The sequence below is a fragment of the Variovorax sp. P5_A3 genome, from assembly GCF_056400665.1.
This window is the reverse complement of sequence record NZ_JBFUKW010000002.1, coordinates 536,890-552,354: the sequence shown is the minus strand read 5'-3', so window position 1 is coordinate 552,354 and position 15,465 is coordinate 536,890. Positions and strand designations below refer to the sequence as shown.

At 68.5% G+C, this 15,465-nt stretch carries 6 protein-coding genes; 5 read left to right on the top strand and 1 reads right to left on the bottom strand.

What is annotated here, in order from left to right; all coding sequences use genetic code 11:
- The first annotated feature begins 30 nt into the window (after nucleotides 1–30).
- A complete protein-coding gene (locus AC1D3B_RS04750) occupies nucleotides 31–1,005 on the top strand; it encodes a tripartite tricarboxylate transporter substrate-binding protein (RefSeq protein ID WP_478189502.1) in 975 nt (324 codons plus the stop codon).
- A gap of 4 nt (nucleotides 1,006–1,009) precedes the next feature.
- On the opposite strand, the gene AC1D3B_RS04745 is transcribed toward AC1D3B_RS04750, so the two are convergent.
- Nucleotides 1,010–1,303: a hypothetical protein gene (locus AC1D3B_RS04745; RefSeq protein WP_478189501.1), complete on the bottom strand. Its 294-nt coding sequence runs from the start codon at nucleotides 1,301–1,303 to the stop codon at nucleotides 1,010–1,012.
- A gap of 302 nt (nucleotides 1,304–1,605) precedes the next feature.
- Between AC1D3B_RS04745 and AC1D3B_RS04740 the strand changes: the two genes are divergently transcribed.
- From AC1D3B_RS04740 to AC1D3B_RS04725, 4 genes are read left to right on the top strand one after another with little or no spacing between them, the layout of a single operon-like run.
- Nucleotides 1,606–4,923, top strand: coding sequence for a DUF6603 domain-containing protein (locus AC1D3B_RS04740; RefSeq protein WP_478189500.1), 3,318 nt, complete (start codon nucleotides 1,606–1,608; stop codon nucleotides 4,921–4,923).
- Nucleotides 4,924–4,944: 21 nt separating this feature from the next.
- The gene (locus AC1D3B_RS04735; protein ID WP_478189499.1) at nucleotides 4,945–8,568 is read left to right on the top strand and encodes a hypothetical protein; all 3,624 of its coding nucleotides are present in this window, start codon (nucleotides 4,945–4,947) and stop codon (nucleotides 8,566–8,568) included.
- Nucleotides 8,569–8,577: 9 nt separating this feature from the next.
- Nucleotides 8,578–13,485 (top strand): hypothetical protein, encoded by a 4,908-nt coding sequence (locus tag AC1D3B_RS04730; RefSeq protein ID WP_478189498.1) that lies wholly within the window; start codon nucleotides 8,578–8,580, stop codon nucleotides 13,483–13,485.
- Between the two features lie 7 nt (nucleotides 13,486–13,492).
- Entirely contained in the window at nucleotides 13,493–15,445 is a 1,953-nt protein-coding gene (locus AC1D3B_RS04725; protein ID WP_478189497.1) for a hypothetical protein, read from the top strand.
- The last annotated feature ends 20 nt before the right edge of the window (nucleotides 15,446–15,465 follow it).

The window sequence follows — 15,465 nt, the reverse complement described above, 5'->3', positions numbered from 1 at the left end:
GCCGGGGCGGCCCTTGCAGGAACGAATGGCATGAATCCGTTGCGAGCACTTCTGTCAATTGCCGTATTGGCCTTCTCCGCAGCGCTTGGACCCGGCGCGAGCGCCCAGGGTGCAAGCCCGGGACCGACCAGGATCCTGCTGGCCTTCGAGGGAGGCTCCAGCCGGGCCGTCGCATTCCTGCTGGCCGAGCGGGCGCGCGGCCAGTTGGGGCGGCAGGTGATCGTCGAAGAGCGTCCGGGCGCCACCGGACGCATCGCGGCCATGGCGCTGAAGAACGCAACGCCCGACGGAACGACACTCGCATACCTACCCATTGCGGTTCCGGTGCTGGCTCCGTTGACCTTCAAGGATGTCCACTACGACCCGACGCATGACTTCGCCCCTGTTTCGCAGCTTGCGACCTACACCCTGGCCCTCGCGGTGCCACCCAATCACCCGGCGCGCTCGATGCCCGAATACGTCGCCTGGCTGAAAAAACATCCCGACAAGGCCTTCTACGGCTCTCCCGCGGCAGGCGCGCTGCCGCACTTCCTCGGCATCATGATCTCCCGCGAGACCGGCGTCGAGATGACGCACGTAGCCTACAAAGGCTTTCCTCCCATGTCGATCGACCTGATGGAGGGCACCATCTCCTCCGGCATCTCGGGCGTGTCGGACTTTATCGACCTGCATCGCGCGGGACGGCTCAGGATCATCGCGACGTCGGGAACCCGACGCGTGCCGCAACTGCCCGACGTTCCAACCTTCATCGAACAAGGATACCCCTCCGTCGTGGCAACGGGTTGGGCCGGCGTGTTCGCGCCCGCCCGGACGCCCAAGGCGGTGATCGACCAGTGGTCGCGCGCATTCGTCGCGACGGTGCAATCGCCAGAAGGTCAAAAGATGCTGCTCGACTTCGGCGTGGAGCCGACCGGCACCACGCCGGAGGCCTTCGCCAGGATCATGGCGGAAGACATCGCCCGCTGGGCGCCGATCGTCAAGGCGTCGGGATTCCGCGCCGACTAGCCGCCTACTTCTTGACGGCCTCGTTCTTGACGGCCTCGTTCTGGACCGTACCCGGGATCTTCTCGCCGATCTTGTCGCCGACCTTGCGCGTTCCGGAGGCAGCGTCGTCTGCAACGTTGTCGACCGCCTTGCCGGTCGCCTTGGCGGCCTTCTCGGCGTCGGTCTTGGTGGTGTCCCAGGCCTTTTCGGCTCCCTTCTCCACCTTCTGGGTGGTGCTCTGCGCCATGACCGACGGGCCCATGGAGGCAAAAACCAGCGCGACCGCGGCGGGCAGTGCGCGAACGATGAAACGGTTCATGAAAGGGCTCCTCGTGCGTGAGTTGGTGAGTTGGACTGACAGGCCAGCCACTGTGAACCTGCGAGGGCGAGACGTCAAAGGGTGGCAACGGAAATTGCCCGCCACCACGTACGTGGTCTACGTGGTCGCCCGGATGCCGGTCGTGCCGCCTTGGCATCACGCATAGGCCGTCCAGCGGATTGCGAACACCGGGGCGAGGCGTATCCTCGCGGACCTTGGCTTTTCGGGCCCCAGGAGAAGGCTTGTCACGCGCAATTCGCGCAACGCAGGCACCGTGGCGCCCGGGCAGCGTGGAGGGACATATGGCAGGCACTTCGGACAAGGTCTTCCTGCGCGCGTTCAGGTGGTTCCAGGACGCGGTCGCGCGCCTGCAGGCCGAGCTTCCTTCGGGCCCACCGGCGGACCTCGCGGGTCCCCTCGCGGACATTCTTCGCACCCGGCTCGGCCTGCAACTCGACAAGACCGCAGCCACGATCGACCCGGGCACCTTCGCCGCGACCCGCGCCGAAGCGCATTCGCTCGCCGTCGCGACAATGGTCACCTGCGAGACGCTGGCCGCCCTGCGGACGCTGGGCGAGGTGCTGGCCGCCATCGACGCGGGTGCGATCGGCGTCGACGAGCTGTCCAAGGTCATCCGGCAGATCGATCGCATCGTCGGCGCCGAGCCGGGCAAGCCGCCTTCGGCCTATTCGATCGCGAAGCTGCTGCTGATCCTGTCGGGCGACGTGGACGAACCCGACGGCAAGCCGGCCGCGCGCAAGCTCGTGCTGCTGCTGACCAACAACCCGGGCCTGAGCGAGGCTCAGGTCGCCGAGCCGCAGATGATCCTGGGCCTGGCGATCATGGCCGTGGGCACGGTCCTCGATCGCTCCTTCGACGGTGCCGGCCTGCCGCCGCCGGCGCTGCCGCTCGTGCAGTTGCCGCCGGCCACGCACCAAAAGAGCTTCAGCCTCGCGCGCAGCGATGACGGATCGAAGAAGCTGGACCTCACGCTCGGCCTGTCGACCGGCGCGGAGACCAAGCTCTTCGCCGGACTGTCAAGCACCTTGAGCACACAGCAGGCGGTCGGCGATGCCTTCGCACTGCAGTTCTCGGCCGCGGCGGGCTTCAAGGTGCAGTTCAGCGTGCCACCGCTGGTGCCTTTGCCGGCATCGATCCCGCGACCCGAGATCAGCGGCGCGATGGACATCGGCATCGCGTTCGCGCGCAAGAGCAGCGCCAACCCGCTCGTGCTCGGTTCCACCAGCGGCACGCACTTCTCGATCGGCGAACTCTCGGGCGGCATCGTCCTCAAGAATGATGCACCACAGGTCCAGTTCGACCTCAAGGACGCCAAGCTGGTGCTGAAGGTCGGCGACGATTCGCTGCTGTCGGCGGTGATCGGCGATGCCATCGAGGTGCAACTGAGCTTCGGCCTGATCGCCGATGCGGCCGGCCTGCGGCTGCGCGACGGCACAGGCCTGAAGGCGACCATCCCGCTCGAGAAGATCCCGAACAGCCCGGTGCAGATTCCCTTCCTGTATTTCGACCTGACCAAGGGCGCGGACCTGAACCAGATCGACATCGAGATCGCCGGCTCCTTCCAGGTGTCGATCGGCCCCTTCGCCGGCTCCATCGACCGCCTCGGCACCAAACTCAATCTCGCCAACATGCTCGGTGGCGGCGGTGCGAACCCGCTGGCCCAATGGGGCCTGAAGCCGCCTTCCGGCGCGGGCCTGTCGATCGATGCCTCCGTCATCAAGGGCGGCGGCTTCCTGCTCTTCGATCCGGAGCGCGGCGAATACGGCGGCGTGCTCGACATCAAGCTGATGCAGATCGGCGTCAAGGCAATCGGCCTGCTGTCGACGAAGAACCCCGGGGGCTGGTCCCTGCTGCTGATCATCACGGCGCAGTTGCCGCCGGTCCAGCTCGGCTTCGGCTTCACGCTGACGGGCATCGGCGGATTGCTCGGCGTGCAGCACACGATCAACACGCAGGCGCTGAGCTCGGGCCTGTCGACGGGTTCGCTCGACAGCTTCCTGTTCCCGCAGAACCCCATCGCCAACGCGCCGCAGATCATCAACCAGCTGCGCACGATCTTCCCGTTCAGCCCGGGCGGCTTCGTCATCGGGCCGATGCTGGAGCTCGGATGGGGCACGCCCAGCCTGGTCACCGCGCGGCTGGGCGTGCTGATCGAGGCCAGCCAGATCGTTGTCGTCGGACAGTTGATCGTGCAGTTGCCGCCGCTGCTCGACAAGTCGCTCGCGCTGCTCTACCTGCAGATGGACATCGCCGGCGGCGTCGTCTTCGATCCATTGAAGATCTGGTTCGACGGCGTGCTGCGCGACTCGCGCGTGCTGTTCATCTCGCTCACCGGCCAGTTCGCCTTCCGCGCACTCTTCGGCGACCGGCCGACCTTCCTCATCAGCGCAGGCGGCTTTCACCCGCGCTTCACCGACATTCCGCCCGACATACCGGCACCCTTCCAGCGGGTGGGCGCCGAGTTCTCCATCGGCATCGTCGGCATGCGCTATGAAGGCTACTTCGCCGTCACCTCCGCCACGGTACAGGGCGGCTCCGCGATGCGCGTGTGGGGCGACGTCGGCATCGCGGCCTTCGAGGGCGGCTTCGAGTTCAACGCGATCATCTATGTGGTCCCGAAATTCCGCTTCGAGGTCGACATCCATGTCTGGGCCGGCGTCGAGGTGTTCGACATCGATTTCGCGAGCGTCGACATCTACGGCCTGCTGGCCGGCCCGGGGCGCTGGCACATCGTCGGAAAGGCGACGATCCACACGCCCTGGCCGCTGCCGGACTTCAGCTTCCACGTCGACGAAACCTGGGGCGAGGATCGCGCGACGCCGGTGCGCAAGCTGCGGCTCGTCGACGTGCTGCGCGGCGAGCTCGAAGCGAAGGACGACAAAGGCACGCCGGTCAACTGGTCGGCGGTGCTGCCCGTGGCCAACGACGGCTTCGTCACGCTCATCAAGCTGCCGCCGGCGCCCGGACTGCTCGCGCATCCGAATGGTCTCCTGCAGTTCGTGCAGAAGCGCATGCCGCTGGCGAAGCAGCTCGGCAAGCTGGGTTCGGATGGCATCGAGGGCGACAAGCAGATCGGCATCGGCGACCTGAGCTTCGGCGCAGTCACCAAGCCCGCCGATCGGCGGCTCGACGACAACTTCCCCATCGCGCAGTTCGTCGACGTGACGGAAGACGACGCGCTGGGCAAGCCCTCGTTCGATCGCTTCGAGTCGGGCTTCGAGGTCGGCCAGCGCGACTATCTGTTCGGCGCCGCGGTGGCCGACAAGTTCGACTACGAGGAAGTCAACCTGTCGACGCCGGTGGGGCCGACCCTGATCGTTTCCGCGGGCCTGCTGACGGGCGCGCATGCCGAATGGGCGCTCGGCATGGGCGCGGCCGGGCGCTCGCCGCTGCGCGACAAGGCAAAGCTCCAGCCCGTGGATGAAGTGAAGGTCAAGGTCAATCCGCCTCCCCTGCAGACGATGAACGCAGCCGCCGGCACGATGACCGGCTCCGCGCTCTCGGGCCGCGCCGCGCAATCGTTCTGGACGGCACAGGACGCGGCGGCCGCGGCCGGTCCCGGCGTGCAGGTGGTCGAAGCCTTCGAGATGTCGTTCTGAGCCGCCGAAAGGAACACGCTCATGCCCATTGCCTATCAGTTCCTGCCTTGGGTACGACGCGGCCTCGCGGTTGCGCTCGACACGGAGGACAACCTGGGCGCCGGCAACGCGCTTGCTGCACGGGGCGCGGCGACGATCGGCGTCAAGCTCGCCGCGCCGAACGACGGCGAGGCGATCGCGCCATTGCAGATGCGCCTGCACGGGCCGGGCGACGTGATCGGCATCGATACCCGGCTGGTCGTTCGGACCGACCCGAAGCCCAACGCGACGAATTTCGAGCCGAACTACCTCGCGATCATCGACTTCGATCCGCCCGACTTCGCATGGATGCTCACGCCCGCGAAGGCCCAGGGCGACCGGCGGCTGCGACCCTGGCTGGTGCTGGTGGTGCTCGATGCGTCGAAGGTGGCGCCTCCCGCGATGGCGCCGGGTGCGTTGATGCCGTCCGTGCGCATCAAGGCGGCCGACGTGTCGGCAGAGCTGCCCGATCTCGCCGAGTCGTGGTCCTGGGCGCATTGCCAGCTCGTCAACGACAACGCGGCGCAGATCCAGTCGGACCTGCAGGGCAAGCCCGAAAGCAATGTGTCGCGACTGATCTGCCCGCGCCGCCTGAAGGAGCGCACCGACTACGTGGCCTGTGTCGTGCCGGCGTTCGAGCCGGGGCGCCTGCGCGGCCTGGGCCTCGTGAGCGACGAGGGCATGCCCGCGATGGCCGCGCTCGCGCCGGCATGGAACAAGGCCCTGGCCGCCGATGTGGTCCTGCCGGTCTACCACCACTGGGAGTTCTCGACCGGCCCCAAGGGCGACTTCGAATCGCTGGCGCGTCGCCTGCGCACGCCGGGTTCGTACAAGGGCACGCCGGTCGCTGCGCAGCTCGCCGCGGTCGGCACCATCCCGATGTCGGTCGACGACCTGCTGAACGGATCGACACCCGGCCTCGCGACGACCATGGAAGGCGCGCTGGTGCCCATCAGCTTCAAACCCGGCGAAGCACCGCACGACACGCAGGCCGAGAGCCTGGAGATCATCGTCAACACGCCGCAGGACCAGGTGGTCAATCCGGTGGGCGACGGCGCGAACGACCCGCAGGGCCGGCGCATCGAGGTCAAGCCGCCGATGGTCGGCGGCTGGCATGCGCAAAAGCACCAGGTGTTCCGCGCCGGATTCGGGCCCGCCAATGCGCCCAGGCTCGGCAAGCACTGGCTCGCGGACCTCAACCTGAACCCGCGATATCGCGGGGCGGCGGGCTACGGCGCGGAAGTCGTGCGCAAGAACCAGGAAGACTATGTCGATGCCTGCTGGGACCAGATCGGCGACATCCTGGAGGCGGAGCGGAAATTCAACCTCACGCGGCTGGCGATCGAAGTGCTGGGCGCGCTCAAGCGCAAGCACTTCGATGTGCTTCCGCCCGAGCGCGTGCTGCAGATCTTCGGTCCGGCGCTGCCCCGCATCGAGGCGCTGGGCACCGCCGCGCAGACCTTCCGCATCAACGGGCAGGTCGCATCGCTCGGCGGGCGGCTCGACCGATCCAGCATGCCCGGTGCGCTGGTCGATGCGGCGCTGCGGCGCGTCGCGAGCCCGGCCAATCGCGCGTTGCGCGTGTCTGCCCGGCTCAACCGCAACGTCGCCGCCTTGCCGGCAGTGAGCACGACCTACCTGTCGACCATGGCGAAGGCAAGCGCCCGGTCGCAGGCGTTCATGGTCAACGCGTTCATGCCCGACGGCATCGTGGGCACGAAGATGTTCGACAGAGTCGATCTCGGCGGCGCGGGCAGCGCGGGCATCGACCTGGCTGCGCTGGGCCTGCAAGGCGCGCGCTACACCGTCGGTCAGGTCAAGCAGGTGCTGGCGAGCGGGAACGTGGCCACGAAGACGCTCGCCACGCAGGGCGTGCCGGAACTGAAGATCCGCCCCGGCGAGCACCTCGGCGTGTTCACCGACGTGCACGTCAGCCGCTTCGGCGCACTCACGTCCAACTCGCCGGCGGTGAAGGCCAGCGACTGGGGCGTGGTCGCATCGCAGGTCGAATCACTGGGCCAGCGCGGCGTCGAAGGATTTCTCGTGGAAGCAACGGCTGCGACCGCGCAGTTGCGAGTGAGCGCCATGCGGCTCGATGCGCGCAGCGGCGGCTTCACCATCGACCGCGTCGTGGCCCACTTCGATGCAGCCCGTCGCGCATTGCCGCTTGCGGGCAAGGGTCGCACCGCGGCCGGCGCGGCGGCGCTTGCCGGATTGAAGGTCGGGAAGGTGACCGTCGGCAGTTCGCGAGAATTCAACCCCGGCGGCCTGATCGCGTCGCTGCCGCCGAATGCGCTGGTCTCGGCCGTCGGCGCGACCGCGCCCAACTTCACCCTGGATCCCAACTTCGAGTTCCAGCAGCCTCGCCCGGGCGCGGCACCGCCGCCCGTGGTGAGCGTCACGCTGCCTCCGGCGATCCGCAAGCGCGAGGTGCTGAACCGCTTCGCAGTTGCCACGCGCGGCGTGCAGTCGACCTGGCGCGATGCATTCGTCGACCGGCGCGTCGAGGTCCAGACCATCGACTTTCCGCTGGCGCAGGCCTCGGCCGTCATCCTGGCCCGGACGGACCCGGCGCTCACCCTGCACGCGCGGCTCGCGTCGACGGTTTCCATCTCCAGCCAGCACGTCGCCCCCTACCTGGGAAAGGACGCGCTGGCCGACATGCGCTTCTTCATCCCGAAGCTCGTCGACCGCGTGATGGCGTGGCCGCACCTGCACAAGCCGCTCTACATCGACCTCGTGGGCTACGACAAGAACGCCTTCATGCCCGGCGTCGACGATCTGCCGCAGGACCTCATCATGCTGGTGCAAGTGAACCAGTTCTTCATCGACGCACTGATGGCCGGCGCCAACCACGAGATGAACAGCGAACTGCTGTGGCGCGGCTTCCCGACCGATCTGCGCGGCACGCCCTTCCAGCGTTTCTGGCGGCCACGGCACGACGACATGGACCCGATGCACCTGTGGAAGGCCCAGCCCCTGGGCCTGCGCACCGACCCGAACCTGACCGATCCCAATCGCATCGCGTTGCTGGTGCGTGGACAGCTCCTGCGCCGCTATCCCAACACGGCCGTGTACGCATGGAAGAAGCGCACCATGCCCGCCAGCCCCGACCCGCAGAGCGCCGACCACACCCAGCTCGCCAAGAAGCCCGACGGCAGCCCGGTCGAGCTCCAGTTGCCGGTGTTCGAAGGCGTGATCCCGCCGGACATCACCTTCTTCGGCTTCGACATCGACAAGGAAGACGTGGCCGACTGGTGCTTCGTGCTCGAGGAACAGATGAGCGAGCCGCGCTTCGGTTTCGATGTCGACGTGCCGGTCCAGGGGCAGGCGCAGGGCACCAAGCCATTGCAGCGGGCGGCCCTGAAGTCGGCGCTGGTCGAGATGGCCGTGCCGAACAACGCACTGCTGGCCAGCGGCTACAACGCCTACAAGGCGCTGTCGTGGTCGCACGTGAAGGTCGAGGCCGGCATGAACTTCAGCATCGCCTCGATCATCGATCCGCCGGTCAAGCCTTTCGCATCGTTCCCGAGCCTGGCCGGCAACGCGACCGCCGCCGACATTGCCAAGGCGCTGCTGCAGCAGCCGTTCCGCGCCTACTACGTCGGCGCCGATCTCGCCACCTGAGGACCCGCCATGCCCTTGGAACTGAATCTTGCCGCGATCCTCGAGGCGCGCGCCGAACTCGCGAAGCAGCGCGAGCTTCAGCGCAGCGCCAGTGCGGGGCACGCGCAGGCGCAAACGGGGTTGCAGCAGTTGCGCCGCGGCGGCGCCGACGAGCAGCTTCTCGCGCGCCAGCAGCAACGCCTGGACGAACTGGCCGCATCCGCGCGCGACGCCGACGCCAAGGCTCGCGAGTCGCTGAAGACCATCGGCGTGCTCTCGGAACGCCTGCGCAATGGCCGCGACCCGGCGCTGATGGTGCAGGCGCTCTCCGCGGCCCAACCGGTGCTGCTGATGCCGGTGGCGGTGCAGACCCGCTACGACGATGCGACAACGCGCCTGATGATCCGCATCTACCCGGACACCCTGCATGGCTTCACACACGATCCCGGACTGAGCGACAGCGAGATCGAGGAAGGCAAGCGCTACTGGACGCAGCGCTTTGCCGATCCTGAGGACCCCGCATCGCCGTGGACGCAGATCGCGCGGATCTTCGGTCCGTCGCGCGCAGCCTATGTGGTGCAGGCCACCACGCCCACCAACGCCGCCCTCATCGGCCCCGACAAGGCGCCGCTTTTCGACGATACGGCGATCCCGAAGTCGGCCAGGCAGTCGCAGCAGGTGGTGGCGCAGGCGCTGCCCGACCGCTTCGTCGCGATCGGGCTGCGCGGCGGCAAGGAGATCTTCCGCAAGTGGGGCACGGTCGTGGCCGACCACCTCGCGCTGTCGCCCCTCTTCGATCCGCTGCTGGCCGAGGGGCAGGACCCCGACACCTTCGATCCATTCGGCGGCGACCGTGGCTGGATGGTGGACTACAAGTCCGCCGAAGCCGCAGGCATGGCGATCACCGTCACGCAGGGCGACCTCAAGGCGAACGCGCTGATGTCGCAGGGCGTCGAGCGGCTGGTCGTGCTGGGCGTCGACTGGACACAGACGCCAGCGAGTGCGGCCGCGCTGGTGGGGTCGCTGTTCGACAACCACCTGCATGCGGACGGCCTGAAGTACGTGGCGCAGGGCACGCCGACCAACAACACGGCCGCCGTGCGCGCGGGCTTCGCCGCCAACGGCGAGGACGTCGTTGTCGCGCTCGATCCCGCCGGTGCGACCGCCGCGTCGGCGCAGGTTGCCGACGAACTGGCAAGCGCCGGCGCGCGCATGCAATTGCTGCTCGGCCTGCCGAAGGCCAGCTTCGACGCGGGCACCGTGCCGGGCGCCGGGTTGCTCGAAGGGGCCAGCGCGGGCCACATGCTCAACGCCCTCTGGAACGCGACCCTCGGCTACACGCTGCGCTTCTTCTGGAACCCGATCGACAGCACGCAGACGCTGGTCGATGACGCCGCCATCGATCAACTGCGCGCCTACGCGGTGCGCTTCCTGCGCGCCAGCGGTCCCCTGTCCGCACTGCGCGTCGGGAAGACGCCCTACGGCATGCTGCCCATCTGCGCCCGCTCCTACCAGCCCAAGGCCAACTCGGCGATCGAACGCGAGCTGCTCGAGGCCATCGGATGGTTCCGCAACCACTGGGAACGCGCCGTGCCGGGCGTGCCCACCCTGCGCGACCCGAAGGCGGAGAGCCTGCACCAGGTGCTGGCCATGCAGCCGTGGGCGCTGGCCAAGCGCTTCTGGCAGGTCGCGGGGCCGGCCGCGGTGAAGAACTATCCCGACATCGAGCCCTTCGCGGCATGGCAGGGCCTGTTCCTCACGCTGCTGCTGCAGAGCCTGCTCGGCAAGCAGCCGTTCTCGACGCAGGCGCCCTTCCTGGCGACCTGTGCCGTGCGGCCGAAGCCGCATTCGCTCGATGCCGTTCCCTGGGTGCAGCGCGACCCCGCGCATCCGCAGCAGGAACTGCCCGACGACCAGGTGCTCACACCCAACTACATCGCCACGCTGCTGCAGTTGCTGTCGCAGCCCTCCCAGCAGATCCGCGGCGCGATCACCGCGATGCAGGACGCCGATTCGCTGCTCGCCGCCATGCTCGCCTTCGCCGCCGACGAGGAAGTGCTTCAGTCGGGACGCGGCCTGTTCCTGGAACATGTGAGGACGCGAACCAACCTCAGCGCGGTCATGAAGACCGAGGCCCAGCGCCTGCGTCCCGCGGAATACATCGGCGTGGACGTCGCCACGACCATCGGCGACCAGTTCGACCTCGGCCACGCCCATGCGGTGCTCGGCCTCAAGCTCGAAGGAACGACGGGCGCTTCGCCCTCGGTCGAAGCCTTCATCGGCAGCCACCTGGGCGAGCTCGTCGTCAACTGGCCGGAGCAGTTGAAGAACATCGCGACCTTCCGCGACAGTCTGGCGTTCCTGAAGGACCGCAATGCCGGCGAGCTGACGCATGCCTTCAAGACTACGCTGGACCTCTATTCGCACCGGCTCGATGCGTGGATCACTTCGCTGGCGACCAAGCGGCTCGACGAAATGCGCGAGGCGGCACCGGAGGGCCTGCACATCGGCGCGTTCGGCGTGGTCGAGGACCTGTTGCCCGATTCGGCGCGACCAGCCGACCAGTCGGCCGACAGCCTCGGCTACGTGCACGCGCCTTCGCTGCAGCAGGCAGCGACCGCCGCCATCCTGCGCAGCGCGCACGTCGCGAACCGGCAGGCGGCGGCGGGCGCCTTCAACATCGACCTGCGCTCGCACCGCGTGAAGCGCGCAAAGCGTCTGCTCGAAGGGATCGCCAATGGGCAGTCGATGGCCGCCTTGCTGGGCTATCGCTTCGAGCGCGGCCTTCGCGATGCCTCGCTGTCGCAGAACATCCTCGAATTGCGGCGCGCCTTCCCGCTGATGCCGGCCGGCGAGAAGGCGAGCGACGAGGCGAAGGAAGCCATCGCGGCGCGCAACGTCGTCGACGGCGTCAGGCTCATCGCCGAATACCGCGCGAAGGGCGTGGGCCCGATCGCCGCTTCGACCGACCCGCCGCTGGTGCTGAGCGCCGCCGAACAGGCGACGATGGCGCGCATCCTCGACGACCTGCTCGACCAGATGGATTCGGTGGCCGACCTGGTGCTCGCCGAGAGCGTGTTCCAGGTGTCAGGCGGCAACATGGACGGCGCCGGTGCTGCGATGCAGTCGCTCGACAAGCAGCAGCGCCCACCGGATGCGCGCGTGGTCGACACGCCGCGCAGCACGCGCGGCTACACGCAGCGCGTGGTGGTCGCGATGCAATCGGCAGCCCTGGGCCCGTGGGCGGGTGTCGCGGACAACGACCTGGCGGCACAGGTCGAGCCCTGCCTGAACGCCTGGCTGGGCGGCCTGCTCGGCGATCCGGCCCGGTACGTGTTCCAGGCCCGGCTGATGGATGCGATCCTCGACGATGCGGTGTCGCCGAAGATCGTGTCGTGGACCGACTCGGGCGTGAAGCTCGAAGTGGGCCTGGCCGACCTGGGGCTCTCGCCGCTCGCGCTGGTGCTGGGCAGCGAATCGCAATCGGGCCGCGGCCAGAGCGAGGTGCAAGAGCGCGTCGGCGCGGCGCTTGCGGCCAAGGCGCGCGCACTGCCAGGCGCCGTCCCCGAACACCAGGCGATCGTGCTGCAGGCGGAGACGCCGGGCAAGAAGGGCCTTGTCGTCTTCGAGTCCTTCGCATGGCTGCTGCGGCGGCTGATCGAGAAGACCCGTCCGCTGCGGCGCATGGACATGGTGCGCGCCGAGGATGGCGTCGAGACCGAGGCGATGCTGAACGATGGCGAGTTCGCGGGTGTCGACCTGCCCGACCTGCTGCAGCGCATGCAACGCGCCGAAGCACCGGCGCTGGCGGCGCTCGATGCACTGGCCAATGCGGTCGCCGGGGTGCCGCTCGACGACCAAGGCTTCGTCAGCCTCGCCGCCGATGCGCCGAACCGCCCTGCACTGCTCGCGTCGCTGCAATCGGCACTGGCGCAGGCGCGCGTGCTGGGCTGGCGCAGCGCGCTGCCCAGCGAGCGCGTCGCGGCCGGCACAGTCGAAGGCGAAGGCCAGCGCGTCACGCCGGGAGACACGGTCGAACTGGCGCATGCGCGCGCAAAGGGGCTCCATGCGGAAGTGAAGGCGCGGCTCGATGCGGCGCCAGCGCCGGCTGCTGCCGACAGCACCGTGAGACAAGCGCAGGCGGCGCTGGACCGCATCGCCGCGATCCTCGGCAAGGCCTTCCCGGTTCTCCCGCGCTTCAGCCTTGGCGCCTACGCGAGCGATGCTGCCACCACGCTCGGCGACCGGGCGACGCTGCTCGGCGGCGACGATCTCGCGATCGCCGGCTGGCTTCCCAAGCTGGGATGCGTGCGAGAAGGCACCGGGCTGCTCGCCGACGTGCTGTCGGCCGCCGAGGCGATGGGACAAGCGGGGGCGCCGGAAGACTGCAAGCTGCTGCAGTTTCCACGCGAAGGCTCCGCGCGCTGGTGCGCGCTGCCGCCGACCCCAGGCCAGGACCTGCGCGGCGCGGTGGCCGTGGTCGCGCATGCGCCTTCGGCACTGGCCGCGCTGGCACCGGCGGACACGATGGCCGGCCTGTTCGTCGACGAATGGTCGGAGACCGTGCCGTCCGACCAGGAGACGACGGGACTCGGCTTCCACTTCGATGCACCGGGCGCTCGGCCACCTCAGACGATGCTGCTCGCGGTGCCCCCCGATCCGTCCGCCGACGCCTGGACCTTGCAGGCGCTGCTCGATACGGTGAACGAGGCCATGGACCTCGCGCGGCTGCGCGCCGTGCGCCCGCAGGACCTGACAGGCCTCGGCCTGATGCTGCCGGGCATCTTCCTGTCGAACAACTTCAAGCGCGACGTGCCGTCGGTGGACTTCGTGAAGATGCTCGACAAGAACCTTTCCGTGCTGCGCGCGCTGGGCGGCGAGGCCAGCGCCAACAGCGTCATGAAGATGGCGTCCGGCAAACTGGCCGCATTCGAGTGAGGTCGACATGGGTGTCTATCGCGTTTCAGCCAGGACGATCGGCATCGAGTCGCTCGCGGCCGTCATTCTCAAACCCGACCCCTCGGCCACCACCTGGTCGAGGCTCGAGCCGCTGCCCACGAGCGATGACGTGTCGGAAGCCCTGCAGGCCCGTGTCGCCGATCCGCTGTGGCTGCTCGCGCGCCAATGGCAGTTCAACGAATTCCAGGGCGAGGACGCGGGAAGCCCGATCAACGCGTCGTTGCGCGTCGAGGGCGTGCCGGTCACGACGCTGGTCGGCGGTGACGCGCCGCCGTTGTCGATCGCCGGGGCGTCACCGATCGAGGCGATGGTCGAGCGCGAGCAGGTGCTGGCCGCGCATCCCAAGCTGAATGCGCAGGCCGGGCAGCAGTTCATGCGCCAGTTGCGCGCGGCGGGACTGGAGGATGCGCTGCCGAAGTTGCTGGAAGACCATGCCGCGACCATCGCCGCGCCGAAGGATCCCGCCGCGGACAACGCCGGCTTCGTCTGGAACGCCCTGCTCAGCGGACAGGCCGTCGATGCGCTGGCGCTCGCCGGCGATCTGCGGCCGATGCTCGGCAACGACGGCGCGCTCGACGCCTTCGGCACCGGCCTCGGGCTGGCTGCGGGGCAACTCGCGGCCTTCCGAGGCGTCGCCGCGCAGTGGATGGCCTGGCTGGATGAACTGACGCTCGATGGCACGACACCGGGCGCCAGCGCGTACTGGAATCCGCAGCGACTCGAATACGCATTCGCATTGCAGGCGGACGGCACCTCGCCGCTGCTGAAGCTCGATGCCGAGGAATACGCAGACGGCCGCCTCGACTGGCACGACTTCACCGTCAATGCCGACACCGCACAGGCCGATGCGGGCGTGCAGCTGATCGCGTTCGAGCCGAAGCGCCCGCCGATGCCGGCGATCGCGCGCTATCCCGGCATGCCGGCAGACCGGTACTGGGAGTTCGAGGACGGCCGGGTCAGTTTCGGCATGCTCGGCGCGGCGAAGAACGACCTGGCACGGCTGGCAGTGATCGAGTACGCCCTGGTCTTCGGCAACGACTGGTTCACCCTGCCCGTCACCCTGCCGGTGAATGCGCTGTACCGCGTCGCGAAGCTCGACGTGCTCGACAATTTCGGCATCACGGTGAAGATTCCGCCGGCGACGAATCCCGACGGCTCGCAATGGACGATGTACGAAATGAGCGTGGGCGACAGCGCGGCGCCGCCGCGCAAGCGCCTCGACGACATCCTGTACCTGTGCCCCGCGCTCAAGACTCTCGAGGGGCCGCCGCTCGAACACGTGCTGATGATGCGCGACGAAATGGCCAACATGGTCTGGGGCATCGAGAAGCGCGTGCAGGGGACATCCGGAGAAGCGCTCGACCGCAAGTTCGAGAGCAGCCGCCTGTCGACGAACCAGCAGTTGCGCCCCCCGCCCGGCGCAGTGCCCGTGCCCGGCGGTGCGCCCCTGCACTACACCTTGCAGACGCCGGTGGCGGCTCACTGGATTCCCTTCCTGCCGGTGAAGAAGGCCGGTGCGACGCCCGCCCACTGGGCCATCCAGTTGCAGCGCGGCGTGGTGACGCATCACTACCAGGTCACGCCCGCGCGCCTGGACGATCCCCGCAACGCGGACTACAAGGCCTTCATCGAACGCCTGCGCGATGCGCCCTTCGTCGAGGAGAACGCCGAGCAGGGCTCGCCCGACAACCGGCTGCAGGGCTTCATGTTCCATCCGCGCGGCGCGATCCTTCGCATGGACCCGAACGCGCCCGTCGCCACCGATTACCTGCGCATCGACGAGGAAGAAGTACCGCGCGACGGCATCGAGCTCAAGCGTTGCTTCAACTACGCGCGCGACGCACAGGGACGCGCTCTGCTGTGGATCGGTCGCAGCAAGACCACGGGGCGCGGCGAGGGTTCGAGCGGCCTCCGGTTCGACGTGGTACGGCGCGGCTGAGGCTGGCCGGCATTTTTCCC

What these genes read in the sequence shown, in the direction of transcription:
- AC1D3B_RS04750 (WP_478189502.1), top strand. Translation starts at nt 31, where the DNA reads ATGAATCCGTTGCGAGCACTTCTGTCAATTGCCGTATTGGCCTTCTCC.
- AC1D3B_RS04735 (WP_478189499.1), top strand. Translation starts at nt 4,945, where the DNA reads ATGCCCATTGCCTATCAGTTCCTGCCTTGGGTACGACGCGGCCTCGCG.
- AC1D3B_RS04745 (WP_478189501.1), bottom strand. Translation starts at nt 1,303, where the DNA reads ATGAACCGTTTCATCGTTCGCGCACTGCCCGCCGCGGTCGCGCTGGTT.
- AC1D3B_RS04740 (WP_478189500.1), top strand. Translation starts at nt 1,606, where the DNA reads ATGGCAGGCACTTCGGACAAGGTCTTCCTGCGCGCGTTCAGGTGGTTC.
- AC1D3B_RS04730 (WP_478189498.1), top strand. Translation starts at nt 8,578, where the DNA reads ATGCCCTTGGAACTGAATCTTGCCGCGATCCTCGAGGCGCGCGCCGAA.
- AC1D3B_RS04725 (WP_478189497.1), top strand. Translation starts at nt 13,493, where the DNA reads ATGGGTGTCTATCGCGTTTCAGCCAGGACGATCGGCATCGAGTCGCTC.